A 23,328-nucleotide genomic window follows, 5' to 3' on the forward strand; every position below is an offset into this window, starting at 1 on the left:
GCGGTCCAGGTCACCGCAGGCGGTCGAGCTCGTCGGCGAACGACAGCCGCTCGGCCAGCACCGAGACGATGTCGGCCGGGAGCATGTTCTCTTCCATGCTGAGTTCGAGCAGCTCCTCTGAGCTGATGCCGAGGTCGCTCAGCAGCTCGAAGTCGCCGGCCGGGCGCACCCCCAGCTCGTTGCCCTCCTTGTCGGGCGCCACGCCGGCGAACTCGGCGAACAGCTCACCCAGGTGGTCGGACATGATCGCGTGAGCGTCGGAGAGGAACACCCGCGGCTCCTCGTCGCCGCGGTAGCGCACGATCGCGAACCATTCGTCCTCGACCTCGACGCAGAGCAGGGCCAGCTCGTCGCCGACCAGCCCGAGCGCCTCCGTCACGGCGTCGCCGAAGTCGTCGACGATCTCGGTGGCGGACAGGTCGACCTCGGCGCCGCTCCAGCCGTCGGAGGTCCTGACGAAGGCCGCAGAGAAGGTGTTCGCCGCCATGTGCGCTCCAGGGGTCAGTCGAAGACCGATTCGATGGCACGCTCGAACGGCTCGGAGAACCCGAGCCGCGCCGCGATGCTGGACAGGACCTCGTCCGGCAGCAGGTCGACGTCGCCGGAGAGGATGCCGAGCTCCATCTCGTCCAGCCCGAGGTCCGCGAAGATCGACAGGTCGCCGGCCGGGAGCGCGGTGTCCTCGTCCTGGAGGATCTCGTCGAGCTCCTGCTCGTCGGGCACCGGCACGTCGAGGTAGTCGAGCACCTGCCTGGCCAGCGGGAAGTCCCACGAGGCGGCGATGTCGGAAAGGAAGACATCGACCCGCTCACCCAGGACCCGCAGCGCCACGAAGAACTCATCCCCCACGGCCACGAGGCCAATCGTGCCGCTCTCGCTCGGCTGCTGGCGGAGCGCCTTGACGAGCCCCTGCAGATCGGACGTGAGCGCCACGGGGAGCAGCTCGGCGTCCCAGCGCTCGTCCTCTCGATAGACCACGATGGCGAAATCGAGTGCCTCTTCGTCTGTCATCGCGATCCCCCACCCGACCCTGACACCAGAGTCTTCACAGGTTTCCAATCGTTCCAGACCAGGCTGCCCGTCGTGGGCCGCTCCGACCAAATTGTGATCAAAACCAAGACCGGGACGTGCCGGTACGTAACACACAAGATAGCGTTGTCCCTTATGGAAACCCTCGTCGTCGATCATCCGCTCGTGGCCCACAAGCTCACCGCGCTGCGCGATGTCCGCACCGACTCCCCCACCTTCCGCAGGCTGGCGGACGAGCTGGTGACGTTGCTGGCGTACGAGGCGACCCGCGACGTGCGCGTGACCGAGGTGACGGTGCAGACCCCCGTGTCCCCGGCGCGCGGCCTGCGGATGGCCAAGCCCCACCCGCTGGTGGTCCCGATCCTGCGGGCCGGGCTGGGCATGCTCGACGGCATGACCCGGCTGCTGCCCACCGCCGAGGTCGGCTTCCTCGGCATGATCCGCGACGAGGAGACGCTCCAGGCGGAGACGTACGCCACCCGGCTCCCTGACGACCTGTCGGGCCGGCAGTGCTACGTGGTCGACCCGATGCTGGCCACGGGCGGCACGCTCGCGGCGGCGATCAAGTTCCTGTTCGACCGGGGCGCGGTGGACGTGACCGCCATCTGCCTGCTGGCCGCCCCGGAGGGCCTGGCCTACATGGACAAGGTGTTCGCCAACTCCGGCAAGCCGATCCGGGTCGTCACCGCGGCGCTGGACGAGCGGCTCAACGAGTACGGCTACATCGTGCCGGGTCTCGGCGACGCCGGCGACAGGCTCTACGGCGTGGTCTGACCTGCGCCAATCCCCCACCCAGGGTGGCCACTTCGTTACATACTGTGATTGCATGGGTACGTAGAGCCATGAAAGACACTGGGGTGTGGGGGATCACCATGTGCGTTTGTCCGAGCTCCGGAGTGTGCTCGTGAACGGTCACACCGAGTCGGAGCCGAGCCCGTACGCGGAGGTCGAGGCGGCGCTGTGCGACGAGTTCGCCGGCGTCCACTCCGCGGCCACCGTGACGAGATGTGTCGAGGCGGCACATTACGGCGCGCTGGAGGTCACCGGGTTCGCCCACCCCAACCTTGTGGAGCGGATCGCTCGCAAGCATCTCCACGTGCTCGCCCTCGTGGCCAGCGACCGTGGCTAACAAGATCGGAACCAAACCGTCGAGTCACCTTTACCCCGGCATGGGGGTGGGTAATGTATGAGACGGGTGGAGTGGGTAAGTCGGTTCGGAGGCGACAGTGCAGGTCAAAAAGGTCCTCACATACGGCGGCATCGGTTTTGTCGCCTACTACCTGTTCGCACGGCCCGCTGACGCCGCTGACGCGGTCAGAGGGGCGTTCGACACCGTGTTCACCGCGGCCGATTCGCTGGCCCAATTCGTGAACAACCTCGCATGAGACTTGTGACCCACGGGGACTCTGCTCCGTCGTCGGTCAACCGCTACCTTCTCCCCCACGAGCAACAAGTCATCATGGTGCGGCGCCACCCCGCCGTGCTGCTCCGCCCCGTCGCCGAGGTCTTCGGGGGCCTGATCGTCGCCGGACTCCTCAGCCGGTTCTTCAGCGGCGAGGGCAGCGCCGGCACGGCCCTGGTGGTCGTCTGGTGGCTGTGGCTGCTGTTGTTGATCCGTTTTGTCTGGAAAGTGGCCGAGTGGTCGGTTGACTACTTCGTCGTGACTTCCAAACGGATGCTCTTGACCACCGGGCTGATCACGCGCAAGGTCGCGATGATGCCGCTGGGAAAGGTCACCGACATGAGCTTCCAGCGATCTCTGCTGGGGCGCATGCTCGGCTACGGTGAGTTCATCCTGGAGTCCGCCGGCCAGGACCAGGCACTCTCCACCGTGGAGTACATCCCGTATCCGGAGACCCTGTACCTGGAGGTCTGCTCGATGCTTTTCCCGGGCAAGGACGACGGAGACGATTAATCTCCAGGTAGAGAATTCTTCACGCGGGTATACCCCATTCGGCTACTTCATGCAATCATTGCGGGGTGTTGACCCTTCCCCGCCTTGAGAGATGAGATGCCGAGTCAGGGAACCATCGGTGACCGCGTCCGAGGATTGCGGCTTAACAGGCGGATGTCGCAGGCCCAGCTGGCCGGACCCGACCTGTCGGACAGTTACGTCTCGCTCATTGAGTCGGGCAAGCGCACGCCGACTCCCGTCGTCGCCCGGCTTCTGGCCGAGAGACTCGGCTGCACCACCGAGTTCCTCCTCCATGGCATAGAACCCCGCCAGCGCATCGACACCGAGCTCGGCCTGCGTCATGCGGAGCTGGAGCTGCACCACGGTGATCCCGCCGTAGCGGCCGACCGATTCACGGAGATCGTCAAGGCCGCCGACGAGGAGAACGCCATGCTGACGGCGCAGGCCCGCTTCGGCAGGGCTCGCGCGCTGGAGGCCCAGGGCAGGCTCGGGCAGGCCGTCGAGGCCTTCGAGCGGCTGCGCAGGGAGGCCTCGGCCCACCCTGAGCGGCTGGCCGACCTGCCGATCACGGTCGCGCTCAGCCGCTGCTACCAGCGGGCCGGCGACCGGCTGCGGGCCCGCGACCTGGCGTCGAAGGCGCTGGAGCAGGCCGAGCGGATGTCGATCGTGCAGGGCGAGCTCGCCGTCGACCTGGCCTGCGCGCTGGTGGCGCACGCCGGCCGCGAAGGCGACTCCCCCGAGCTCGTCTACGTCAAGAAGGTGCTCGACGTCGCTGGCTTGTCTGATGTTATGGACCGTTCCGGAGAGGTCCGCGCTCTCTGGCGGGCGAGCGGCGAGGCGGCCGCGGGCGAGGACTCCGCGCTGGCGGTGCGCCTGGCCGACGACGCCATCAGCGCAGGTCGCGACGGCCGGATCGCGCTTCAGCTGGCTCGCCTGGGCATGCACTGGGCGCGGCTGGAGTGGGCTCCCGCGGACGAGGCGGAGCGGTTCGCCGCCGCGGCCGCCCGCACGTTCGCGTCGGCGGGCCTCGGTCACGAACGGGGCGAGGCCCTCATCGTGCTGGCCCGGGTCATGCTGCGCGCGGCCGATCCGGACCGCGCGGCCGAGCTCGCCGCCGAGGCGCTGGGACTGCTCGGCGGCGGCAGCGCCGTGGCCGAGGCACACCTGGTGAGCGCCACGGTGGCCGTCAGGCGCCAGGCCGACCCGGCCGACCACCTCACCGCCGCCCGCGTCGTCCTCGACGGAGCAGGCCGCCAGCCGTACGGCGCCGACCGGGTCTCCGCCCGGTGCTGGCGTGAGCTGGGCGACCTGTTCGGCCAGGTCGGCGACCGGGCCGAACAGACGGCCGCCTACCGTAAGGCCCTGGAAGCCGCCGGGGTGCGCTCGATGATGGCGGGGCTGACCGTCGACACGACGATCGCCCGCTGACCGCCGAGGGGGGTTCCAGACTCGGGCATTCCCGGGTCTGGAATACACTGGGGTTCCAGTCATTGACTCATAGGATGATTGGTTTCCCCAGAGGAGGCGGACTGTGAGTCTGCGTACGGCGCAGCGGGCTTCGCTCGTCGACCAGGTGATCGATCAGCTCAAGGAGCAGATCACCACAGGGTCGTGGCAGATGAACGGCAAGATCCCGACGGAGACCGTGCTCGCCGAGCAGCTCGGTGTCGGGCGCAACACCGTTCGGGAGGCCGTGCGCGCGCTCACCCATGCCGGCCTGCTGGAGTGCCGCCAGGGCGACGGCACCTACGTGCGCGCCACGAGCGAGCTCTCGGGGGCCATGCTCAGGCGCCTGCGTCAGGCCGAGCAGCTGGAGATCTTCGAGGTCCGCCGCGCGCTGGAGGTCGAGGCCGCCCGGCTGGCCGCCACCCGCCGCACCGACGAGGACATCGCGCTCATCGAGGCGGCGCTGGCCGAGCGCGACCACGCCTGGGAGCAGGACGACCCCGCCCGGTTCGTGGAGACCGACCTGGCCTTCCACATGGCCGTCGCCTACGCCACGCACAACCGGGTGCTCATCGACCTGTACGAAGACTTCTCCGCGGCGCTGCGGGCCAGCATCACCGCGGCCGGCACGTCGCTCAACAAGACCTACATCCCGCATGACGCGATCGCCCGCGCCATCGCCGCCGGCGACGCGTCCGCCGCCGAGCGCGCCGGACACGCGTGCATGGAACACATCCTCATCGCGCTCACCGAGGGCTGAGGCCGGCCCGAGGGCCGGGTCAGCCGCCGAGCCGGTCGGCGTGGTCGGCGGCGAACGCCTCGAACGCGCGGGCTTGGTGTCCCATCACCTCGGCGAAGTCACCGGTCGTGTAGTCCCCCCAGCCTCTCGCGTACGCGCGGGCGTACTCGACGTTGACCGCCGCGTCCCACTCCGGCAGCCCTGCCTGGATCATCGCCTGGCGCGCGTCCTCAGGGCCGACGGGCTGATAGCCGGCGCCGATCCTGGCGGCGGCCTCGCGCAGCGAGATGCTCTCCGGGCCGGTGATCGTGTAGGTCCTGCCGTGGTGTGGCCGCGCGTCGGCGAGCACGCGGGCGGCGAAGGCGGCGATGTCGCGCACGTCGATGAGGCCCATCCTGCCCTCACCCGTCGGGCCGTACAGCGTGCCGGCGTTGACCGACCCGAACAGGTTCTGCATGAAGAAGGCCGGCCGGATGACGGTCCAACTCAGCCCGGAGGCGGCCAGTTCGATGTCGGACAGCACGTGCAGGCGACCGTTGCGGGTGGGCGCGTCGTGCCCGGCGCCGATGGCCGACATCCGCACCACGTGCCGCACCCCCGCCTCGCGGGCCGCCCACACGGCGTTGGAGCCGGCGTGCGGCGCGTCCGGCCCCATCACGGTCAGCAGCCATACGGTTTCGACCCCCTTGAAGGCGTCTTCGAGCGTTTCCGGCCTGTGCAGGTCGCCCACCGCGACGTCCACCCCTCGCGGCGCCCGCGCCGGGTCACGGACGAGCACGCGCACGTCGTCGGTGCCGGGCAGGGCGCGCAGCAGCGCGCCGGAAACGGTGCCGGTGGCACCGGTTATCAGCAGAGTCATGTCAGCTCTCCTTCTTCGGTGGAAACCAGGTCGTCGATCAGATCGAAGAAGGCTCGGATGCCGGGCAGGTCGCCGCCCTTGGCGCGCGAGGCGGCCAGGTCGGCGGGGCTGCGCCACTCCACGATGTCCAGCCACTCTCCGCCGGGCAGCCGGACGAGGCGGGCGCCTAGGAAGCCGGTCCGGCCGGTCCGAAAGCCGGCCAGCATGCCGGGGCGGGCGGCCAGCAGTTCGCCGGTACGCTCCGGGGCCACACGGAATCTCGTCAGTTCCACTGTTGCGGTCATATCGGAAGCCTAATAGTAAAAATTAATGACCGTCAATATTAGTGACTAATTGGAGGATGGCATGCGCCGGAGCGAGCGCAAGAGAAACGAACCCGACCTCGGCATCCTGAGCAGCCGCACCCTCTTCAGCCTGCAGAAGGAGTTGTTCGCGGCGCTGGCCGAGCAGGGGCACCCGCGGCTGCGGCCGCGCCACGGCGCCGTGCTCGCGTACCTGGACGAGGAGGGCAGCCGGGCCACCGACCTCGCCGCCCGCTCGGGGCAGCACAAACAGGTCATCGGCACGCTCGTGGACGAGCTGGAGGAGCTCGGTTACGTGGAGCGGCGGCCCGACCCGGCCGACCGGCGGGCGAAGCTCATCGTGCCGACCGGCAGGGGCCTGGACCAGATGGCGCGTTCGGAGGAGATCCTGGCCGCCATCGAGGAGCGGCACGCCGAGGCGGCGGGCGCGGCCGACTACGCGACGTTCAAGCGGGTCTTCAGGCTGGTCGCCGAGCGCCAGTCAGGTCAGGCGGAGTGACATCACGAGATAGCGGAAGTCGGGGCCGGCGTCGCCGGGCACGTCCTGGATGAGGGCCGGCCGGGTCGTGGACTCCATGTTGATGCGGGCCAGCTCAGTCTCGATGCCGGTGAGCCCGTCGAGCAGGAACTGCGACTGGAACGCGATCTGGATGTCGTCGCCGCGCAGCTCGCAGTCCACCACCTCGGCGCCGCGGCCGATGTCGCCGCCGCCCGCCTGGATGAGCACCTGGCCCTGGCTGAACGACAGCCGGATCGCGGTGTTGCGCTCGGCCACCAGCGCCACCCGCTTGATGGCCGCCACGAACGGCGCCACCCGCACGTCGGCCCTGATCGACCACTGCGAGGTCAGCCTGCCCCGGTAGTCGATGAACTGCTCGTCGAGCAGCCGCACGGTGGTGCTGCGGCCCACGCTCTCGAACCCGGCCACCCCGTCGCCGAGCGCGACCTGCACCTCGCCGCCGCGCAGCGACCTGGCCACCTCCACCAGCACCCGGGCGGGCACCATGGCGGAGACCGCGGCGTCGGGGCTGACAGGCCGCCAGCCGAACTCGCGGGCGGCGATGCGGTAGCGGTCGGTGGCGGCCATCGTCACCGACTCGCCCTCCACGTCGACCCGGATGCCGGTGAGCATGGGCAGCGTGTCGTCGCGGCTGGCCGAGGGCGCCACCTGGCCGACGGCGGAGGCGAACACGCCACCGCCGATGGCGCCGATGGCGGGCGGCATCGTCGGCATGGTCGGGAAGTCTTCGACCGGCATGGTGATCAGGCCGAACTCGGCGCTGCCGCAGGTCAGCACCGCCTCCTGGCCCTCGGTGAGGATCTCCACGTCGTCTTCGGGCAGGCTCCGGCTGATCTCGGCGAGCAGCCGGCCGGGGATCAGCACGCGGCCGGACTCGGCCACGTCGGCGTCGACGGCGGCCCTGGCCGAGACGTCGTAGTCGAACGCGGACAGGCTCAGCTCCTCGCCCGCCTCCAGCAGCAGGCCGGACAGCACGGGGGTCACCGGGCGGCTGGGCAGAACCCTGGCGGCCCAGGCGACGGCGTCGGCCAGCACGTCACGGTTAACCCGGATCTTCACCTGATCGACCCTTTCTTCTCGGCATGCCCTTAGAAGGTATCCGAGGCCACCGACAAAGCCCGCCTAGCGGTTGTTGAGGTAGGCGAGGACCGCCAGCACCCGGCGGTTGTCGTCGTCGGACGGGGCCAGGCCGAGCTTGCCGAAGATGCCCGCCGTGTGCTTGGCCACGGCGCTCTCGCTCAGGTAGAGCCGCTGGGAGATGGCGGCGTTGGAGCGGCCCTCGGCCATCTGCTCCAGCACCTCGCGCTCGCGCGGGGTGAGCGCGGCCAGCGGCTCGTTCTTGGCGTTGCTGGCCAGCAGCTTGGAGATGACCTCGGGGTCCATCGCGGTGCCGCCCGCCGCGACCCGGCGCACCGCGTCGATGAACTGCTCGGCGTTGAACACCCGGTCCTTGAGCAGGTAGCCGATGCCGCCCGAGCCGTCGGCCAGCAGCTCGCGCGCGTAGAGCTGCTCGACGTGCTGCGACAGCACCAGGATCGGCAGCCCCGGCACCTTCTTGCGCGCCTCCAGCGACGCCTGGAGCCCTTCGTCGGTGAGCGTCGGCGGCAGCCGCACGTCCACCACCGACACGTCGGGACGGAGCTCCAGCAGGCCCTTCAGCAGCTCGGGGCCGCTCTCCACGGCGGCGACCACGTCGAACCCGTGGGCCTGCAGCAGGTGGACCAGCCCGTCTCTGAGCAGGTAGAGGTCTTCGGCGACGAGCACCCTGTTCATCAGCAGAACCCTACGCCCTCAAGCGGGTTGCGGGGCGCCAAGGGGTGGTCCTTGTGGTGGGCCGGGATGGCGACCGCGGTCGCGTACATGGCCGTGCCGAGCAGGATCATGAAAGCGATGCAGGGCCACTGCCACGCATCGGGCAGGTGCAGCGCGAGGAACCAGGCCTTCTCGTCGAAGCCGACCAGTTTGAAGATGCCGGCCACGACGCCCTGTGGGAACAGCGGGCACCAAGCCGTCCCGTACAGGGCGATCACGGTGGCCAACTTCCAGCGAGGCAACTTGGCCACGTCTCCGGCCCAGTGCTGGGGCAGCACCTTCGGCAGCTCCAGGGTCACCGTCGTCGGCCCGCCCGCCGGGCTGTGGATCGCCATCACGCCGTCGAAGGCCGCCAGCCGGCGCTCGATCCCGGTCAGGCCGCTGCCCTTGGACGGGTCGGCGCCGCCCCAGCCGTCGTCGGTGACCGTGATGCGCAGGTTGGCTCCGCTGGTGCTGATGTCGATCTCCACCGACTCGGCCCCGCCGTGCCGGGCGGCGTTGGACAGCAGCTCGCTGACCGCGAAGTACGCCGCCGCCTCGACCGGCGCCTCGGGCCGGTGCGTCAGCTCCACCTGGACCGACACCTTCAGGGCGCTGTCCATCGCCAGCGCCCGCACCGCGTCGCCGAGGCCGCGCTCGGCCAGCACCGGCGGGTGGATGCCGCGGATCACCCGGCGCAGCTCGGTGAGCGTCTCCGCCGACGCCTCCCTGGCCTTGGCCATCAGCGCCCTGGCCGCCTTCGGGTCGGACTCCATGAGCTGCTCGGCGGCCCCGATCGTCATGCCGAGCGCCACCAGCCTGGCCTGCGTGCCGTCGTGCAGGTCACGCTCGATCCTGCGCATCTCGGCGGCCTGCGTGTCGACGGCGAGGTTGCGTGCCCGGTTGAGACTGCTGAGCTGGCCGGCCATCCGGCTGGACGCGGTCGCGGCCAGCAGCAGCTCGCACCAGAGCCCGTACACGCGCAGCCCGCGGCCCGGCAGCAGGATCAGCAGCGGCAGCAGCACCATCTTGACGCCCGGATCGAGCAGCAGCCAGAACCCGTCGCGCCAGGTCGCCGGGTCGGTGAGCATCCACTTCCAGCGGTCGTTCCAGGCCGGCATCCGGGGCGTCTTGTAGAGCGTGCGGTGCGACCGGTAGAGCCCGTCGGGCTGCCGCTGCGGAGGCGGCGGCTTCGGCAGGTACGGCGGCTCGATCACGATCCCGGACGAGGCGCGCACCAGGTAGCGCGCCATCCCGGTCACCCATCTGATCATCCGCACCTGCGGCGGGAACAGGAACACCATGCCCAGGCCGAAGCAGAGGACCAGGCACAGGAACGTCGACACGAGCGTCAGGAGCTGCACGACGACGAGCGCGAGCAGCGCGAGGACGTGACCGATCTTCCGCACCATGACAACCAGTGTGCGCGATGGAGCGGGATGCGCACACTGCACCTAAGTACACCTATGCCCGGCAACCAGCTCGATTCCCCGGCAGAACCGGCGTCCCTAGCGTCGTAGCCATGAACGTCATCGAGGTCAAGAACCTCCACAAGCGCTACAAGGACCACGTGGCGGTGGAAGACGTGTCGTTCGAGGTCCGGGCCGGAGAGATCTTCGGCATCCTCGGCCCGAACGGCGCGGGCAAGACCACCACCGTGGAGTGCGTGTCGGGCCTGCGCGTGCCCGACGGCGGCACCCTGCGCGTCGCCGGCATCGACCCCGTACAGGACAGGGACGGGCTCCGGCGCGTGCTGGGCGTGCAACTGCAGAGCTCCGCGCTGCCCGAGAAGATCAAGGTGTGGGAGGCGCTCGACCTGTACGCGTCCTTCTACCAGGACCCGGCCGACTGGCCGGAGCTGCTGGAGCGGGTCGGCCTGGGCGCCAAGCGCGACGCCATGTTCGGCAAGCTGTCCGGCGGCCAGCGCCAGCGGCTGTCCGTCGCGCTCGCGCTCGTCGGCAAGCCGCGCATCGCGGTGCTCGACGAGCTGACGACCGGGCTCGACCCGCAGGCCCGCCGCGACACCTGGGAGCTTGTCGAGCAGGTGCGCGACTCCGGCGTGACGATCGTGCTCGTCACCCACTTCATGGAGGAGGCCGAGCGGCTCTGCGACCGGATCGCGCTCATCGACTCCGGCCGCGTCGCCGCTATCGACTCGCCCGCCGGGCTCGTCGCCCGGGTCGGCGGGGAGCAGAAGGTGCGGTTCAGGCCGTCCGCGCCCGTGGCCGACTCGGTGCTGACGTCGCTGCCCGAGGTCAAGGAGATCAGCCGCACGGGCGACCAGGTGGTCGTCACCGGCATCGGCAACCTCGCCCCCGCCGTCACGCTCGCGCTCGCCGAGCAGCGGATCGTCCCCAACGACCTGCGGATCGAGCAGGCCACCCTGGACGACGCGTTCCTCGCACTCACCGGAAGGAAGCTGGCATGAAGAAGATCCTGCTCGTCGAGACCAAGCTGCTGGCGCGTGACTGGCTCGGCGTCGCGCTCTCGCTGGCGCTCCCGGTCGGCCTGCTGCTGGTCCTGGGGCAGATCCCCGACCTGCAGAAACCCGACCCGAACCTGGGCGGTCAGCGGTTCGTCGACGCCCAGCTGCCGGCCCAGATGATCCTGCTCGCCCTGCTGACGACCGCTTTCACCATCCTGCCCGGCGCCATGGCCACGTATCGGGAGCAGGGCGTGCTGCGCCGGATGTCCACCACGCCGACGCACCCGGCGCGGCTGCTCGGCGCGCAGCTCCTGCTCAACCTGATCATCGCGCTGTGCAGCGCCGTGGTGGTGATCGTCGCCGGGTGGCTGGTGTTCGGCTCGCAGATCCCCGGGCAGCTCTTCGGGTTCCTGCTGGCGTACCTGCTCGGCGCCGCCGCGATGCTGGCGCTCGGCCTGGTGATCGCCGCCGTCGCGCCGAACAGCAAGACCGCGCCCGGCATCGGGTCGGTGGCGATGTTCCCGCTGCTGTTCGTGGCCGGCATGTGGATCCCGCGCGAGATCATGCCCGACACGCTGCGCACGATCAGCGACTTCTCCGTGGTCGGGCCGTTCGTCAACGCCATGCGCGACACCTGGGCGGGCGACTGGCCGCAACTGCCGCACCTGGCCGTCATGGTCGGCGGGCTGGTGCTGTTCAGCGGGCTCGCCGTGCGCCTGTTCAAGTGGGAGTAGTTTGTTCCCATGGTGGCCTTCGCACAGATCAGCGACATCCACATCGGCGGCTCGCCGGCCAGCGAGGAGCGAGCCGCCGCCGTCCTGCGCCATGTCGACTCCCTCGGCCTCGACGCGATCCTGGTCACCGGCGACATCGCCGACCATGCCCTGCCGGAGGAGTACGACACCGCCGCCGCGCTGATGCGCGTCGGCACCCCGCTGATCGTCTGCCCGGGCAACCACGATTCGGTGCCCGAGTTCGACAAGCGGATCGGGCCGGCCAACCAGGTGCTCAGGCTCGGCGCGGTGACGCTCGCGCTGGCCGACTCCAGCGTCCCGGGCGAGGCGTACGGGTTCCTCGCCGACGAGACGCTGACCTGGCTCGACGAGGTGCTGTCCGAGCGGCCCGGGGTGCCGGCCTTCGTGGGCCTGCACCATCCGCCCGTCCCGCTCGGCATCCCGTACGTGGACAGGATCGCCCTGCGTGAGCCGGAGCGGCTCGCCGACCTGCTGGCCCGCCACCCACACGTGACGGCGGTGCTGGCCGGGCACGCGCACACCGCCGTCCAGGCCCGGTTCGCCGGGCTGCCGCTCGTCGTCGCGCCCGGCGTCGTCTCGACCTGCCTGACGAGCGTGGAGACCGCCGACACGTTCCCTGTCTCGTACGAGCTGCCACCCGCGTTCGCGCTGCACCTGTTCGACGGCGGGAACCTGGTCACCCACTTCAGGCCGGTCGTCCCTCAAGTAATGTCGAGGTCGTGACCAAGGTTGCCTGGAACTCCAAGGAACTGACCGTGGGCCAGCTCGCCGAACGCAGCGGCGTCGCCGTCTCGGCCCTGCACTTCTACGAGGCCAAGGGCCTCATCTCCAGCCGGCGCACGGCCGGCAACCAGCGCCGCTACACCCGCGACACCCTGCGCAGGGTCGCGTTCATCCGGCTCTCCCAGCGCCTCGGCATCCCGCTCAAGACCATCAAGGACGCCCTCACCGAGCTGCCCGAGGGCCGCACCCCCACCAGGGACGACTGGGCCCGGCTGTCGGCCGCCTGGCGCGGCGAGCTCGACGACCGCATCGAGCAGCTCCAGCGGCTCCGCGACGACCTCACCGACTGCATCGGCTGCGGCTGCCTCTCGCTCGACCGCTGTGTGCTCGCCAACCCCCACGACCGGCTCGGCACCGAAGGGCCGGGCGCCCGGCGCATCGACACCCGGATCTGTCCCCCCAGCACCTGCCGCTAGCCCGGCCGGGGACGATACGGCAGGGGACGGCAAAAAGGTCAAATACCTCCTGTCCGGATTATGGGGTGAGGCCGAGGAGAAAAACCGAGAGGTACCGGCATTCGCGCCCAAGGAGGAGTCATGGCTGATACCCAGACGCAGCCGTCCACAGCCCAGGACAAGAAGGTCACGCTGGACCTGCCCATGATGTCCATCCAGCTCCACAAGCCCGACATGAAGCTGCCGCACGTCCCGATGCCGCACATCAGCAAGCAGGAGATGGGCCACGCGGTCGACGTCGCCAAGTCGATCCTGCCGCCGCCGGAGCGCGTCGCCTACTACGGGGCGCTCGGCGCGCTCGCGGTGTTCGGCGTCGTCGAATGGCCCGTGGCGGCCGCCATCGGCGTGGGCACCGTCATCGCCCAGCGCGCCCGCAGGAACGGCAACGGCAAGCCCACCTCGGCCCGCAAGCCCGAGAAGCCCAAGCAGAACGAGATGGAGACGAGGCAGAAGACGGCGAGCAAGGCGGCCGAGGCCGCCACCGCGAAGAACAAGGCCGCGGCGGTCAAGAACGCCTTGACCCGGCAGAAGGAAGCGGTCGAGCGCACCCGTCCGAGCAAATAGGCCGAACCAGCCGAGAGAACAGGGGGCGGCATGCCGGCGTTCGGCCTGTTCTCCGCTGACACCTTGCTGGACCTCCTTCCTGAGCCGGTACGCGGCCTCGTCCCGCGCCCCCGCCGGGTGCGGGCGTGCCCCGGCGGGACCCGCGTGGAGCTGCGCCACCTGGGCGGGCCGGGAACGGAAGAGCGCGTCCGCGAGCTGGAAGGGCGGCTGCTGGCCCACGGCGCGCGCCGCGCCGAGGTGAACGGGACGCTCGGCTGCGTGTTCGTCGACTGCCCGCCTGGCGGCGAACTGGACGAGCTCATCGAGCTCATCGAGGAGCACGACACCGAGGGCCCGCCCCCCGCCCGGGTGCTCGACGGTGCGGAGCAGCAGGCCAAGGCCGCCGTGAGCCTCGGGCTCAACCTCGTCGGCGCCGCCCTGGCGCTGACCGGCCAGGTCGCCCGCGTCCCCCGGCTGTCCGACGCGGTGCCCAGCTTCGCCGCGCTGGCCGACGAGATCCCCCGGGTGCGCCTGGAACTGGAGCGGCGCCTCGGCGCGTCGGCCACCGACGCGATACTCGGCACGGCCAGGATCGTCGCCAACGCGCTGGCCGCGCGACCCGTGACGCTGCTCGTCGACTCCGCCGCCGCCGCGGGCCGGTACGCCGCCGCGCACACCGGCCGCCGCGCCTGGGAACGGCGCGAAACGGCGCTCGCCGGCCACGACGGCTCCTACCGGCACATCAGGACCGAGGAGGCCGAACGGCCCGCCCCGCTGCCCCGCGGCCCGCTCGAACGCTACGCCGACCTCGCGGGCCCCGGCGCGCTGGCCGCGCACGGCGCGACCACGTTCCTCACCCGCGACCACCGGCGCGGGCTTCCCCTGCTCATCTCCGGCACGCCCAAGGCCGGCCGGCTCGCCAGGGACGGCTACGTCAGCGCGATCATGGCCGCTCTGGCCGGGCGCGACGCGATGGTGCTCGACCGCCGGGCGTTGTCCCGCATGGACCGCGTCGACACCGTCGTCTTCGACGCCGCCGTGCTCACCTCCGGCCGGTGGGCGATCGAGAGCGTGCTCCCCCTCGTACCCGACGTGGACCTGGACGAGCTGCACGCCTGCCTCTACACGCTGCTCGACCTCAGCGACCCGGACGCGCGGCGTGAGCAGGACGGCTGGACCGCCGCCCCCGCCGGCCTGGACGTCGCCCGCTCGGAGTGGGTCGACCAGGGCATCCGCCCCGTCACCGTCTCGAAGGACGGCGCGGAGGTCGCGCTGGTCGGGCTGGCCAGGGAGCCGCATCCGATGGCCGAGGCGCTGGTCTCCGCGGCCAGGAGCGCCGGCACCGTGATCATCGCGGGCGACGAGGACGGCCTCGCCCTCCGGCTCGGTGTCGATCCGTCCCCAGGGTCAGAGCCGGCTGAGCTGGTGCGCGAGCTGCAGGCTGACGGGCACGGCGTCGCCGTGGTCTCGCGGCGCTCGCGGCGCGCGCTCCGCGGGGCCGACCTGGGCATCGGCGTGCTGGAACCGTCCAGGCGCTTCCCCTGGGACGCCGACGTGGTGGGCGGGCTGGACGCGGCGCACCTGGTGCTGCGGTCCCTGCCGGTCGCCAGGAAGGTGAGCACCCGCGGCGTGTGGCTCGCCGCCTCCGGCGCGGTCGCGGGCTCGGGGCTGGCGTTCATCGGCCCGGAGGCGGCCGCCCCCCGGCGTGCCAGTTGGGTGCGGGACGCCGTGTCGGCGGTCGCGCTGGTCTTCGGCTACTGGTCGGGCCGCGCCACCGGGCGCGGCACCCCGCCCGTCCAGGCCGACCCCACGCCCTGGCACGCCATGGCCATACCCGACGTGCTCGCCCGGCTCGACACCTCACGCAAGGGACTGACCGAGGAGGAGGCCGCCCGCCGCAGGACCCCGCCCGCCGCGACGGAGGAGGCGCCGGAGTCCCTGGCCGGCGCGGCGGTCCGGGAGCTCGCCAACCCGCTGACACCGGTGCTCGCCGCCGGCGCGGGCGTGTCGGCCGCCGTCGGCTCGGTCCTGGACGCCGGGCTCATCGGCGGCGTGATGCTCATCGACGCCCTCCTGGGCGGCGCCCAGCGGACCGGCGCGGACCGGGCGCTCAACCGCCTCTCCGAGATCACCGCGGTCACCGTGCGCGTGCGCCGGCCCGGCGGCACGGTCGACTGCGACGCCGGCGTCCTCGTCCCGGGAGACGTGATCGAGCTGCGCGCGGGCGACGCCGTGCCGGCGGACGCCAGGTTGATCAAGGCGTCCGGGCTGGAGCTCGACGAGTCCACGCTCACCGGCGAGTCGCAGCTCGTCACCAAGACCATCAGCCCCACGGCTGCGCCCGCCGTCGCCGAGCGCAGCTCGATGGTGTATCTGGGCACCACCGTCGCGGCGGGCAGCGGCCGCGCCGTGGTCGTCGCCACCGGCGAACGCACCGAGGCCGGCCGGACCGCCGCGCTCGCCGCCCTGGAACCGCCACCGAGCGGCGTGGAGCTGCGGCTGCGCGAGCTGAGCCGCAGGATCCTGCCGGCCGCCGTCGGCTCCGGCGTGGTGCTGATGGGCATCGACCTGCTCCGCGGCTCGCCGCTGGCCACCGCGCTCGGGCCCGCCGTGAGCATGATGGTGGCCGCGGTGCCCGAAGGCCTGCCGTTCGTCGCCACCATCGCCGAACTCGCCTCCGCCAAGCGGCTCTCGCAGCGCAACACGCTGGTACGCAACCCGTCCACGATCGAGGCGCTGGGCAGGGTCGGCGTGCTCTGCTTCGACAAGACCGGCACCCTCACCGAAGGCCACATCAGCCTCGGCCGGGTGTCGGACGGATGGCACCAGAGGTCGCCTGACGAGCTGACCGGCGAGATGCGGGCCCTCGTCGGCGCGGCGCTGCGCGCGGGGCCCAAGTTCGGCGACGACCGCAGGATCGCCCACCCCACCGACCGGGCCGTCATCGAAGGCGCGAACGCCCTCGGCATCACCCTCGACGAGGGCCTGAAGTCCTGGAAACGCGTCGACGAACTGCACTTCGAGCCCGCCCGCGGCTACCACGCCGTGCTCGGCACGTCCGGGCCCGGACACCTGCTCAGCGTCAAGGGCGCCCCCGAGGTCGTGCTCGGCCGCTGCTCCACCGTCCTGCGCGACGGCCACCACGTCCCGCTGGACGACCGGATCAGGCTGGAGCTGGGACAGGAGGTGGAACGGCTGGCCCGGCAGGGCTACCGCGTGCTCGCCGTCGCCGAGCGGTCCGCCTCCAGCCGCGCCGACCTGGACGAGTCCCGCATCGAACGGCTGTGCTTCCTCGGCTACCTCGGCCTGGCCGACCCCATCAGGCCCACGGCCAAGGCGAGCGTGCGGCAGCTCATCGGCGCGGGCGTCCGGGTCATCATGATCACCGGCGATCACCCCAGCACCGCCGAGGCCATCGCCGCCGAGCTGGACGCGATCAACGGCCGGCGGATCATGACAGGGCCCGAGATCGACGCGCTCGACGACGAGCGGCTCGGCGAGGTGCTCTCCGACGTGGCCGTCTTCGCCAGGACCACGCCGGAGCACAAGGCACGCATCGTGACCGTCCTGCGCGACACCGGCAAGGTCGTCGCCGTGACCGGCGACGGCGCCAACGACGTGCCGGCCATCCGCCTCGCCGACGTGGGCGTCGCGCTCGGCTCCACGGCCACCCCGGCCGCCCGGTCGGCCGCCGACATCGTCGTCCTGGACAACCGCATCGAGACCATCATCGACGCGATCGTCGAGGGCCGCGCCATGTGGGGGTCCGTACGTGACGCGCTGGGGATCCTGCTCGGCGGCAACGTCGGCGAGATCGCCTTCACCCTCGGGTCGAGCCTGCTGACCCGGCGCAGCGCGCTGAACGCCCGCCAGCTGCTGCTGGTCAACCTCCTGACCGACATGCTGCCCGCGCTGGCCGTGGCCGTGCGGCCGCCCAGTGCCGCCAGCCCGGAGAAACTGCTGGCCGAAGGGCCGGAGGCCTCGCTCGGCACCGCGCTCACCCGCGAGATCTACCTGCGCGCCGTCACCACGGCGGCGGCGGCCGCCGCCGCGTGGCTGCTGGCCAGGATGGGCGGCACCCGCGGGCGCGCCGACACCGTCGGGCTCATCGGCCTGGTCGCCGCCCAGCTCCTGCAGACCCTGGCGCTCGGCCGGCGGGACCGCCTGGTCGTGGCGGCGTCCGTGTCGTCGCTGGCCGCCCTCTTCGTGGTCGTGTCGGTGCCGGGCCTCAGCCAGGTATTCGGGTGCCGCCCGGTCGGCCCCATCGGCTGGGGGATCGGGCTCACCAGCGCGGCCGCGGCCACGCTGGCCGCCGTCGCGGTCGAGAGCCTCGGTATCAGATAGACATCGATCGTTCACCTTCCGGTCACTCGGACTACAGTTCCCGGCGTGTTTTGTGGTTAATTATGCGAGGAAAGACACACTCGTCCCCGCGAGGTACCTAATGTCCGAATTCCTGGCGTCCCTGCTGGCCAAGGCGGCGGTCATGCTGCTCGAAGCCCTCATCATGCGCCTCGTCCAGTCGATCGTCACGTCGCTCGTGAGCCCTGCCGGAGTGCGCCTGGCCTAGTGTTGCGCCATGTCGACGAAGCGGCTGTAGTGGCCCTGGAAGGCCACGGTCACGGTCGCCGTCGGCCCGTTACGATGCTTCGCCACGATCAGGTCGGCCTCGCCCGCCCGTGGCGACTCCCTCTCGTAAGCGTCCTCACGGTGCAGCAGGATCACCATGTCGGCGTCCTGCTCGATGGAGTTGTGCAGGCTGATCCCGTTCGCGATGAAGTTGTGCGTGCCCAGCACCGTGGCGTCGAAGACCGGCTGCTCGCCCAACGACTCGACTGAGGCGATCTCATCCCAGAAGACGTCGTTGGTGGCCAGCAGTTCGAGGTCCGAGGCGTCCAGGACTGCGGCGACCCGTCCGAGGCGCTCCCGGCTCGGCGCGTGTTTCCAGAGCGTGGTCCCGCAATAGCTCGTCCCCATGCCGGCGGCGAACTCACGCTGTGACATCCCTCGTTCCACCAGCGCTGTGCGGACGCGCGTCCAAACCTCCTTCGGCACCGTGTCGATGTTGGTGTTACCGGTGATCAGCCGTAGGCGCCCGGCGCACTGACGCGCAGCCGTCTCGCGCCCGCCGTGGACACCGATCTCGTCGAGGAAACGCAGCTGGTTCTCCGCTCCGTAGACGAACAGCTGGTAAGAAGGGCGGTGATCGCCCTTGCGGGACTGCTTCACCCGAGTCATCACGTTGAACCGCAGCAGGAGCCGCGCCACGTCGTCCACCAGGCGCCTGCTGGTGGACGCGTAGGAGATGCGCGCCTGCCCGGCCTTCTCGTCCCACCACACGCACCCGTCGGTGGCCCACAGATGCCTGAGGAAGAGCGCGGCCTGCCGCTTCGGCAGCGCGAACAGGCCGTCCGGCATGAACTTCTCATGACTGCGCAGACCGAACAGGCCCAGCCCGTCGAGCCAGGCGGCGATGGGATTCCGCTTGCCATGGGTCAGCCGATACGGCGCGGGCAGCCGCAGGGAGGTGCACCGAGCCACGGCGTGCTCGTCCCGCACGGCGGTGATGTGGAAACGCCGGGCGGCCGCCTCCGTGACGACGGCCAGGTTCGCCTCGTCGGTGCTGCTGTAGCGGATCGGCTGCCCGCGTACGAACGAGCCGTCGCCGATCAAATGGGCGAGCAGGACCAACTCGTCCTCGTCCCAAGACTCGACGTCCAAGGGAGCGGGGACGTGTCGCGGCACGGCCACCCGCGCCCCGGCGGCGAGATCCGCCAGGGGACGCCAGCCGTCGTAGGTGAGGAACGGGTGGCTGGCCGTCGCCTCCACCTCTCTGCCTGACCGGAGCCGGACCCGGTAGACCTCCCTGACCCCGCTCGGGAAGACGTGCGTCATCGTCCGGGGCACGAGCTTCAGCCGGTCGTCGAGGGACCAGACCGGGATGTCGCGCGCACCCGATTCGAGCAGATCTCCCAGCGAGACCTCGGCGCCCGTGTCGGCCCGCATGACGCGGGTGGCGGCGGTCAGGCAACCGGACTCACGCAGGTCGCTCACCTGGGGGCGCTTGTCCGTGCGTTGTTCGGGGCCTCGGTTGAGCTGGGAGATGGCGATGACGGGGACCTCCAGCTCCTTGGCCAGCAGCTTGATGGCACGGGAGATCTCCGACACTTCGTTCTGACGGCTCTCGGTCTTCTTCGGCGAGCTCATCAGCTGCAGATAGTCGATGACCACGAACCGCAGGTCGTTGCGCTGCTTGAGGCGGCGGCACTTGGCCCGGATCTCCATCATCGACATGTTGGGCGAGTCGTCGATGAACAGCGGCGCCTCCGCCACCTCGCTCATCCGCCGCGCCAGGCGTGTCCAGTCGTCGTCGGTCATCATGCCCGAGCGCATGGCGTGCAGCGCCACCCGCGCCTCGGCCGACAGCAGTCGCATGGTGATCTCGTTGCGCGACATCTCCAGCGAGAAGATGACGGTCGACATGCCGTGCTTGATCGCCGCCGACCGGGCGAAGTCCAGGCCGAGCGTGCTGTTGTGGGTCGGGATCCAGGACCGGCTCGCCAGGTAGAGGTGGTCGGCGTTGTCGACCTGCACGCAGCGTACGGGCCGGGACGGGACGGGGCGCACGTCCACGATGTGGCGGACCGACGCCTTCGGGTCGGCGCCGCCGACCTGCCCGACGGCCTTCCCGGGGAACCGGAAGACCTGGTCAGGCGTGGTGAAGCCGATCACGTAGGTGGATGACGCCTTCATCCGCTCGGTGCGGACGGTCGGCTGGTAGCCGAGGCTCAGGATCAGCTCGCGCGCGTCGCGGGCGAGGCGCCGGTCCGTCACGGCGAACCGGATCCGGCCCGCGGCGTCGACGCGTCCGCCGGAGTCGAGCAGCCCTGCCAGCAGGGCGCGGCGCTGCCGCTCCGACGCGCGCAGGTAGCTGACCGGGATGTGCCTGTCATCCAGGACGCCGAGGGAGCGCAGGACACCCTGGAGGCTGGGGCTCACGCTCGCGCCCCGGCCGTCGCCCAGCCAGATCCCGAGGGCGTAGGGCGGCAGGGGAAGGTCCGCCTCCTCTCCCTGGAGAGCCGCGGCCACCTCGACGGCGTGGTGGGGCCGCTGATCGGCGGGACACCGCAGGGTGGCGGCGATCTCCTCCGTGGTCACGACCGAGCGGACGGCCGCGCGCGTGCCCCCCTCTCCGCCAGGTCGGGAGAGCGATCGGCGGGAGGCACGGGTCGTGGTGCGCCACTGATGGCCGGCGTCGGCCACGATCACCGTGCCGTCGCTGAACTCCACCTCGTAGCAGGGCCTGCCGTGCATCACCTCGGTGGCCGCGACGACGCGGGTCGGCCTGCCGTCGGCGCCGATCAGGTGGTCGCCGACCCGGACCTCGCCCATCGTGGTCCAGCCCGTCGGCGTGGGCAGGGGGGTGTCGAGGGCGAGAGCCTTCCCGATGGCCGGTCGGGCGGCGACGACGATCATCTGGCCCGGGTGGAGGCCGTTGGTGAGCTGGTCGAGGTCGGCGAAGCCGGTCGGGACGCCGACCATCTGACCGCCGCGGCTGCCGATGGCCTCCAGCTCGTCGAGGGCGCCGGGCATGATGTCGGCCAGGGCCGCGTAGTCTTCGGACGTGCGGCGCTCGGTGACCTTGTAGATCTCGGCCTGGGCGCGGTCGACGAGGTCGTCGACCTCTTCGTTCTGGCCGCCGTAGCCGTAGGAGACGATGCGGGTGCCGGCCTCGATGAGGCGGCGCAGCACCGCCTGCTCGCGGACGATCTTGGCGTAGAAGTCGGCGTTGGCGGCGGTCGGGACGACGGCCGTGAGGGTGTGGAGGTAGGCGGCGCCGCCCACGCGGGCCATCTCGCCGCGTTTCTGCAGCTCGGCGAAGACCGTGACCGCGTCGGCCGGCTCACCGCGGCCGTAGAGGTCGGTGATGATGTCGAACACCATCTGGTGGGCGGGGCGGTAGAAGTCGTCGGAGCGGATGATCTCGATGACGTCGGCGATCGCGTCCTTCGACAGCAGCATGCCGCCCAGCACCGACTGCTCCGCCTCGATGTTGTTGGGCGGTGTGCGCTCGAACCCCGGGCCCGCACCGATCTCTTCGTCAATGCTCACCGCGCCCCCTCAACTGCTCGCAGCGGTCGAGCCACCCCCAGTTGTAGCCGACCGGTCTGACAGTTTCGCGGCTCTGCGGCCCATCAGCAACGCGGCCTGTGGACAAGGTTGTGGTCAAGCTGTGTACGCAGCCCGCTCAGGGTGTGAAAGGCCTGTGGACGAGCCTGGGGATAACTGTGGACATCATCATCCACATGCCCTCCGACCTGCGGATACGATGTCCACCGGCTGTGGAGGGAAGAAAGTTGGCAACCTGCGTCCCGTAAGGGGCATAATCGATGAATGCCCATTACGCCCCAGGATAGGGAGATATTGCGGCTGGCCGTGCCCGCATTCGGCGCGCTGGTGGCCGAGCCGCTCTTCCTGCTCTCCGACTACGCGATCGTGGGCCACGGGCTGGGCACCACCGCAGTGGGCGCGCTGGGCGTGGCCGGCACGGTCCTGACGACGCTGGTGAACCTCTGCGTGTTCCTCGCGTACGGCACGACCGCGTCGGTGGCGCGGCAGACCGGGGCGGGCCACCACGAGCGGGCGATGCGCCACGGGGTGGACGGCATCTGGCTGGCGCTCGGCATCGGCGCGGCGCTGATCGCGGTCATGTGGCCGCTCGCGCCGCCGGTGGTGGACCTGTTCGGCGCCGCCCCGGACCAGGCCGAGCAGGCCGTGACGTACCTGCGGATCAGCCTGCTGGGCACCCCGGGCATGCTGGTGGTGCTGGCCGGTACGGGAGTGCTGCGCGGCCTCCAGGACACCGTGACGCCGCTGGTGGTGGCGGTCGGCTCGTTCGCGCTCAACGCGGTGCTGAACGCCTGGTTCGTGCTGGGCCTGGACTGGGGCATCGCCGGGTCGGCGTGGGGCACCGTGCTGGCGCAGACGCTCGGCGCGGCCGTCTACGTGGCGGTCGTGGTCAAGGGCGCGCGGCGGCTGCGCGTCCCCCTGCGGCCGGACCCGGCGGGGGTCCGGCAGGCGGGCACGGCCGGGTTCGCGCTCCTGGTCAGGACCGTGTGCCTGCGGGTGGTGCTGGTGGTCGCCATGGTGATCGCCACCAGGATGGGGCAGGCCGAGCTGGCCGCGTACGCGATCGCCACCCAGGTGTGGACGATGCTGGCGTTCGCGCTGGACGCCATCGCCATCGCGGGGCAGGCGATCACCGGGCGGGCGCTCGGCGCCGGGGACGTCGAGGCCACCCGGCGGGCCACGCGGCGGATGGTGACGTGGGGCGTCTGGTCGGGTGCGGTGCTGGGGCTGCTGGTGCTGGCGGCGCGGCCGCTGCTGCCGGGCCTGTTCGACGCCGACCCGCAGGTGACCGAACAGCTGCTCGCCGTGCTCTGGCCGGTGGCGCTGTTCCAGCCGATCTGCGGGGTGGTGTTCGTGCTCGACGGCGTGCTGATCGGCGCGGGTGACCAGCGTTATCTGGCGTGGGCGGGGGTGTGGACGACGCTGGCGTACCTGCCCGCCGCCGCCCTCGCGTCCGGGATGGACATCGTGGCCCTGTGGTGCGCGCTCGGGGTGTGGATGGTGGCCAGGCTCGTCACCCTGGCCCGTCGCGCCACCGGCTCCGCCTGGCTGGTGGTCGGGGCTTAGCACCGTGACGCTTCCGTGCTTGCTGTGGCCGGAAGTGGTGAGGCACTGTGGGCGGGTCTCATGAGCGGGG

At 71.0% G+C, this 23,328-nt stretch carries 23 protein-coding genes; 15 read left to right on the plus strand and 8 right to left on the minus strand.

Features of this window, described 5'->3' with window-relative positions:
* Positions 1 to 10: 10 nt before the first annotated feature.
* Together AB0K05_RS31230 and AB0K05_RS31235 are read right to left on the minus strand one after the other, a co-directional pair.
* Positions 11 to 487, minus strand: coding sequence for a tRNA adenosine deaminase-associated protein (locus AB0K05_RS31230; RefSeq protein WP_345482881.1), 477 nt, complete (start codon positions 485 to 487; stop codon positions 11 to 13).
* Positions 488 to 501: 14 nt separating this feature from the next.
* Positions 502 to 1,011, minus strand: a complete 510-nt coding sequence (locus AB0K05_RS31235) for a tRNA adenosine deaminase-associated protein (RefSeq protein WP_148035983.1) — start codon at positions 1,009 to 1,011, stop codon at positions 502 to 504.
* 153 nt (positions 1,012 to 1,164) lie between these two features.
* On the opposite strand from AB0K05_RS31235, the gene upp reads away from it, so the two are divergent.
* The 6 genes from upp to AB0K05_RS31265 all read left to right on the plus strand — a co-directional run bounded on the left by upp (position 1,165) and on the right by AB0K05_RS31265 (position 5,150).
* Positions 1,165 to 1,803 carry a uracil phosphoribosyltransferase gene (upp, locus tag AB0K05_RS31240; RefSeq protein ID WP_219549824.1) on the plus strand — a complete coding sequence of 213 codons (639 nt, stop codon included), beginning with the start codon at positions 1,165 to 1,167 and terminating at the stop codon, positions 1,801 to 1,803.
* 130 nt (positions 1,804 to 1,933) lie between these two features.
* Positions 1,934 to 2,158, plus strand: a complete 225-nt coding sequence (locus AB0K05_RS31245; protein ID WP_148035981.1) for a three-helix bundle dimerization domain-containing protein — start codon at positions 1,934 to 1,936, stop codon at positions 2,156 to 2,158.
* Positions 2,159 to 2,255: 97 nt separating this feature from the next.
* Positions 2,256 to 2,414 carry a hypothetical protein gene (locus AB0K05_RS31250; protein WP_187281558.1) on the plus strand — a complete coding sequence of 53 codons (159 nt, stop codon included), beginning with the start codon at positions 2,256 to 2,258 and terminating at the stop codon, positions 2,412 to 2,414.
* Positions 2,411 to 2,944, plus strand: coding sequence for a PH domain-containing protein (locus AB0K05_RS31255; protein WP_148035980.1), 534 nt, complete (start codon positions 2,411 to 2,413; stop codon positions 2,942 to 2,944). Before AB0K05_RS31250 ends, AB0K05_RS31255 begins: the two co-directional genes overlap by 4 nt.
* Before the next feature lie 96 nt (positions 2,945 to 3,040).
* Positions 3,041 to 4,372, plus strand: a complete 1,332-nt coding sequence (locus AB0K05_RS31260) for a helix-turn-helix transcriptional regulator (protein WP_219549822.1) — start codon at positions 3,041 to 3,043, stop codon at positions 4,370 to 4,372.
* 103 nt (positions 4,373 to 4,475) lie between these two features.
* Positions 4,476 to 5,150: a FadR/GntR family transcriptional regulator gene (locus AB0K05_RS31265; protein WP_148035978.1), complete on the plus strand. Its 675-nt coding sequence runs from the start codon at positions 4,476 to 4,478 to the stop codon at positions 5,148 to 5,150.
* Positions 5,151 to 5,169: 19 nt separating this feature from the next.
* Here the strand turns inward: AB0K05_RS31265 and AB0K05_RS31270 are convergent, their stop codons facing one another.
* Positions 5,170 to 5,988, minus strand: coding sequence for an NAD(P)H-binding protein (locus AB0K05_RS31270; protein ID WP_364233882.1), 819 nt, complete (start codon positions 5,986 to 5,988; stop codon positions 5,170 to 5,172).
* Positions 5,985 to 6,272, minus strand: coding sequence for an antibiotic biosynthesis monooxygenase (locus AB0K05_RS31275; protein ID WP_219549818.1), 288 nt, complete (start codon positions 6,270 to 6,272; stop codon positions 5,985 to 5,987). The genes AB0K05_RS31270 and AB0K05_RS31275 overlap by 4 nt, the downstream gene beginning before the upstream one ends.
* Before the next feature lie 61 nt (positions 6,273 to 6,333).
* On the opposite strand from AB0K05_RS31275, the gene AB0K05_RS31280 reads away from it, so the two are divergent.
* The gene (locus tag AB0K05_RS31280) at positions 6,334 to 6,789 is read left to right on the plus strand and encodes a helix-turn-helix domain-containing protein (protein WP_219549816.1); all 456 of its coding nucleotides are present in this window, start codon (positions 6,334 to 6,336) and stop codon (positions 6,787 to 6,789) included.
* Here AB0K05_RS31280 and dnaN read toward each other — a convergent pair.
* The 3 genes from dnaN to AB0K05_RS31295 all read right to left on the minus strand — a co-directional run bounded on the left by dnaN (position 6,772) and on the right by AB0K05_RS31295 (position 10,013).
* Positions 6,772 to 7,869 carry a DNA polymerase III subunit beta gene (gene dnaN, locus AB0K05_RS31285; RefSeq protein WP_271279664.1) on the minus strand — a complete coding sequence of 366 codons (1,098 nt, stop codon included), beginning with the start codon at positions 7,867 to 7,869 and terminating at the stop codon, positions 6,772 to 6,774. The two genes, AB0K05_RS31280 and dnaN, sit on opposite strands and share 18 nt — an antisense overlap.
* A gap of 63 nt (positions 7,870 to 7,932) precedes the next feature.
* Positions 7,933 to 8,583, minus strand: a complete 651-nt coding sequence (locus tag AB0K05_RS31290; RefSeq protein WP_148035973.1) for a response regulator transcription factor — start codon at positions 8,581 to 8,583, stop codon at positions 7,933 to 7,935.
* Entirely contained in the window at positions 8,583 to 10,013 is a 1,431-nt protein-coding gene (locus AB0K05_RS31295; protein WP_148035972.1) for a sensor histidine kinase, read from the minus strand. Before AB0K05_RS31295 ends, AB0K05_RS31290 begins: the two co-directional genes overlap by 1 nt.
* 110 nt (positions 10,014 to 10,123) lie before the next feature.
* Between AB0K05_RS31295 and AB0K05_RS31300 the strand changes: the two genes are divergently transcribed.
* The 7 genes from AB0K05_RS31300 (at position 10,124) to AB0K05_RS31330 (ending at position 18,132) form a co-directional block, all read left to right on the plus strand.
* On the plus strand, positions 10,124 to 11,029 hold the full coding sequence (locus AB0K05_RS31300) for an ABC transporter ATP-binding protein (protein ID WP_148035971.1): 906 nt from the start codon (positions 10,124 to 10,126) through the stop codon (positions 11,027 to 11,029).
* Positions 11,026 to 11,760, plus strand: coding sequence for an ABC transporter permease (locus AB0K05_RS31305; RefSeq protein WP_364233887.1), 735 nt, complete (start codon positions 11,026 to 11,028; stop codon positions 11,758 to 11,760). The genes AB0K05_RS31300 and AB0K05_RS31305 overlap by 4 nt, the downstream gene beginning before the upstream one ends.
* 9 nt (positions 11,761 to 11,769) lie before the next feature.
* Positions 11,770 to 12,504 (plus strand): metallophosphoesterase, encoded by a 735-nt coding sequence (locus AB0K05_RS31310; RefSeq protein WP_364233889.1) that lies wholly within the window; start codon positions 11,770 to 11,772, stop codon positions 12,502 to 12,504.
* The gene (gene soxR / locus AB0K05_RS31315) at positions 12,501 to 12,980 is read left to right on the plus strand and encodes a redox-sensitive transcriptional activator SoxR (protein WP_364233892.1); all 480 of its coding nucleotides are present in this window, start codon (positions 12,501 to 12,503) and stop codon (positions 12,978 to 12,980) included. Before AB0K05_RS31310 ends, soxR begins: the two co-directional genes overlap by 4 nt.
* A 120-nt stretch (positions 12,981 to 13,100) precedes the next feature.
* On the plus strand, positions 13,101 to 13,583 hold the full coding sequence (locus AB0K05_RS31320) for a hypothetical protein (protein ID WP_219549806.1): 483 nt from the start codon (positions 13,101 to 13,103) through the stop codon (positions 13,581 to 13,583).
* A gap of 30 nt (positions 13,584 to 13,613) precedes the next feature.
* Entirely contained in the window at positions 13,614 to 17,906 is a 4,293-nt protein-coding gene (locus AB0K05_RS31325) for an HAD-IC family P-type ATPase (protein ID WP_364233895.1), read from the plus strand.
* Positions 17,907 to 18,006: 100 nt separating this feature from the next.
* Positions 18,007 to 18,132, plus strand: a complete 126-nt coding sequence (locus AB0K05_RS31330) for a hypothetical protein (protein ID WP_261808989.1) — start codon at positions 18,007 to 18,009, stop codon at positions 18,130 to 18,132.
* Here AB0K05_RS31330 and AB0K05_RS31335 read toward each other — a convergent pair.
* Positions 18,129 to 21,674 carry a replicative DNA helicase gene (locus tag AB0K05_RS31335; protein WP_364233899.1) on the minus strand — a complete coding sequence of 1,182 codons (3,546 nt, stop codon included), beginning with the start codon at positions 21,672 to 21,674 and terminating at the stop codon, positions 18,129 to 18,131. The genes AB0K05_RS31330 and AB0K05_RS31335 overlap by 4 nt on opposite strands.
* Positions 21,675 to 21,956: 282 nt before the next feature.
* Here AB0K05_RS31335 and AB0K05_RS31340 point away from each other — a divergent pair, with 282 nt between their 5' ends.
* Positions 21,957 to 23,258, plus strand: coding sequence for an MATE family efflux transporter (locus tag AB0K05_RS31340; protein ID WP_364233901.1), 1,302 nt, complete (start codon positions 21,957 to 21,959; stop codon positions 23,256 to 23,258).
* The last annotated feature ends 70 nt before the right edge of the window (positions 23,259 to 23,328 follow it).

This window comes from Nonomuraea sp. NPDC049486, assembly GCF_040676925.1.
Taxonomy (GTDB): Bacteria; Actinomycetota; Actinomycetes; order Streptosporangiales; family Streptosporangiaceae; genus Nonomuraea; species Nonomuraea ferruginea.

What these genes read in the sequence shown, in the direction of transcription:
- AB0K05_RS31230 (WP_345482881.1), bottom strand. Translation starts at nt 487, where the DNA reads ATGGCGGCGAACACCTTCTCTGCGGCCTTCGTCAGGACCTCCGACGGC.
- AB0K05_RS31235 (WP_148035983.1), bottom strand. Translation starts at nt 1,011, where the DNA reads ATGACAGACGAAGAGGCACTCGATTTCGCCATCGTGGTCTATCGAGAG.
- AB0K05_RS31280 (WP_219549816.1), top strand. Translation starts at nt 6,334, where the DNA reads ATGCGCCGGAGCGAGCGCAAGAGAAACGAACCCGACCTCGGCATCCTG.
- AB0K05_RS31270 (WP_364233882.1), bottom strand. Translation starts at nt 5,988, where the DNA reads ATGACTCTGCTGATAACCGGTGCCACCGGCACCGTTTCCGGCGCGCTG.
- AB0K05_RS31340 (WP_364233901.1), top strand. Translation starts at nt 21,957, where the DNA reads ATGCCCATTACGCCCCAGGATAGGGAGATATTGCGGCTGGCCGTGCCC.
- AB0K05_RS31300 (WP_148035971.1), top strand. Translation starts at nt 10,124, where the DNA reads ATGAACGTCATCGAGGTCAAGAACCTCCACAAGCGCTACAAGGACCAC.
- AB0K05_RS31310 (WP_364233889.1), top strand. Translation starts at nt 11,770, where the DNA reads ATGGTGGCCTTCGCACAGATCAGCGACATCCACATCGGCGGCTCGCCG.
- AB0K05_RS31320 (WP_219549806.1), top strand. Translation starts at nt 13,101, where the DNA reads ATGGCTGATACCCAGACGCAGCCGTCCACAGCCCAGGACAAGAAGGTC.
- AB0K05_RS31305 (WP_364233887.1), top strand. Translation starts at nt 11,026, where the DNA reads ATGAAGAAGATCCTGCTCGTCGAGACCAAGCTGCTGGCGCGTGACTGG.
- AB0K05_RS31275 (WP_219549818.1), bottom strand. Translation starts at nt 6,272, where the DNA reads ATGACCGCAACAGTGGAACTGACGAGATTCCGTGTGGCCCCGGAGCGT.
- AB0K05_RS31295 (WP_148035972.1), bottom strand. Translation starts at nt 10,013, where the DNA reads ATGGTGCGGAAGATCGGTCACGTCCTCGCGCTGCTCGCGCTCGTCGTC.
- AB0K05_RS31255 (WP_148035980.1), top strand. Translation starts at nt 2,411, where the DNA reads ATGAGACTTGTGACCCACGGGGACTCTGCTCCGTCGTCGGTCAACCGC.
- AB0K05_RS31290 (WP_148035973.1), bottom strand. Translation starts at nt 8,583, where the DNA reads ATGAACAGGGTGCTCGTCGCCGAAGACCTCTACCTGCTCAGAGACGGG.
- AB0K05_RS31260 (WP_219549822.1), top strand. Translation starts at nt 3,041, where the DNA reads ATGCCGAGTCAGGGAACCATCGGTGACCGCGTCCGAGGATTGCGGCTT.
- AB0K05_RS31330 (WP_261808989.1), top strand. Translation starts at nt 18,007, where the DNA reads ATGTCCGAATTCCTGGCGTCCCTGCTGGCCAAGGCGGCGGTCATGCTG.
- upp (WP_219549824.1), top strand. Translation starts at nt 1,165, where the DNA reads ATGGAAACCCTCGTCGTCGATCATCCGCTCGTGGCCCACAAGCTCACC.
- AB0K05_RS31325 (WP_364233895.1), top strand. Translation starts at nt 13,614, where the DNA reads ATGCCGGCGTTCGGCCTGTTCTCCGCTGACACCTTGCTGGACCTCCTT.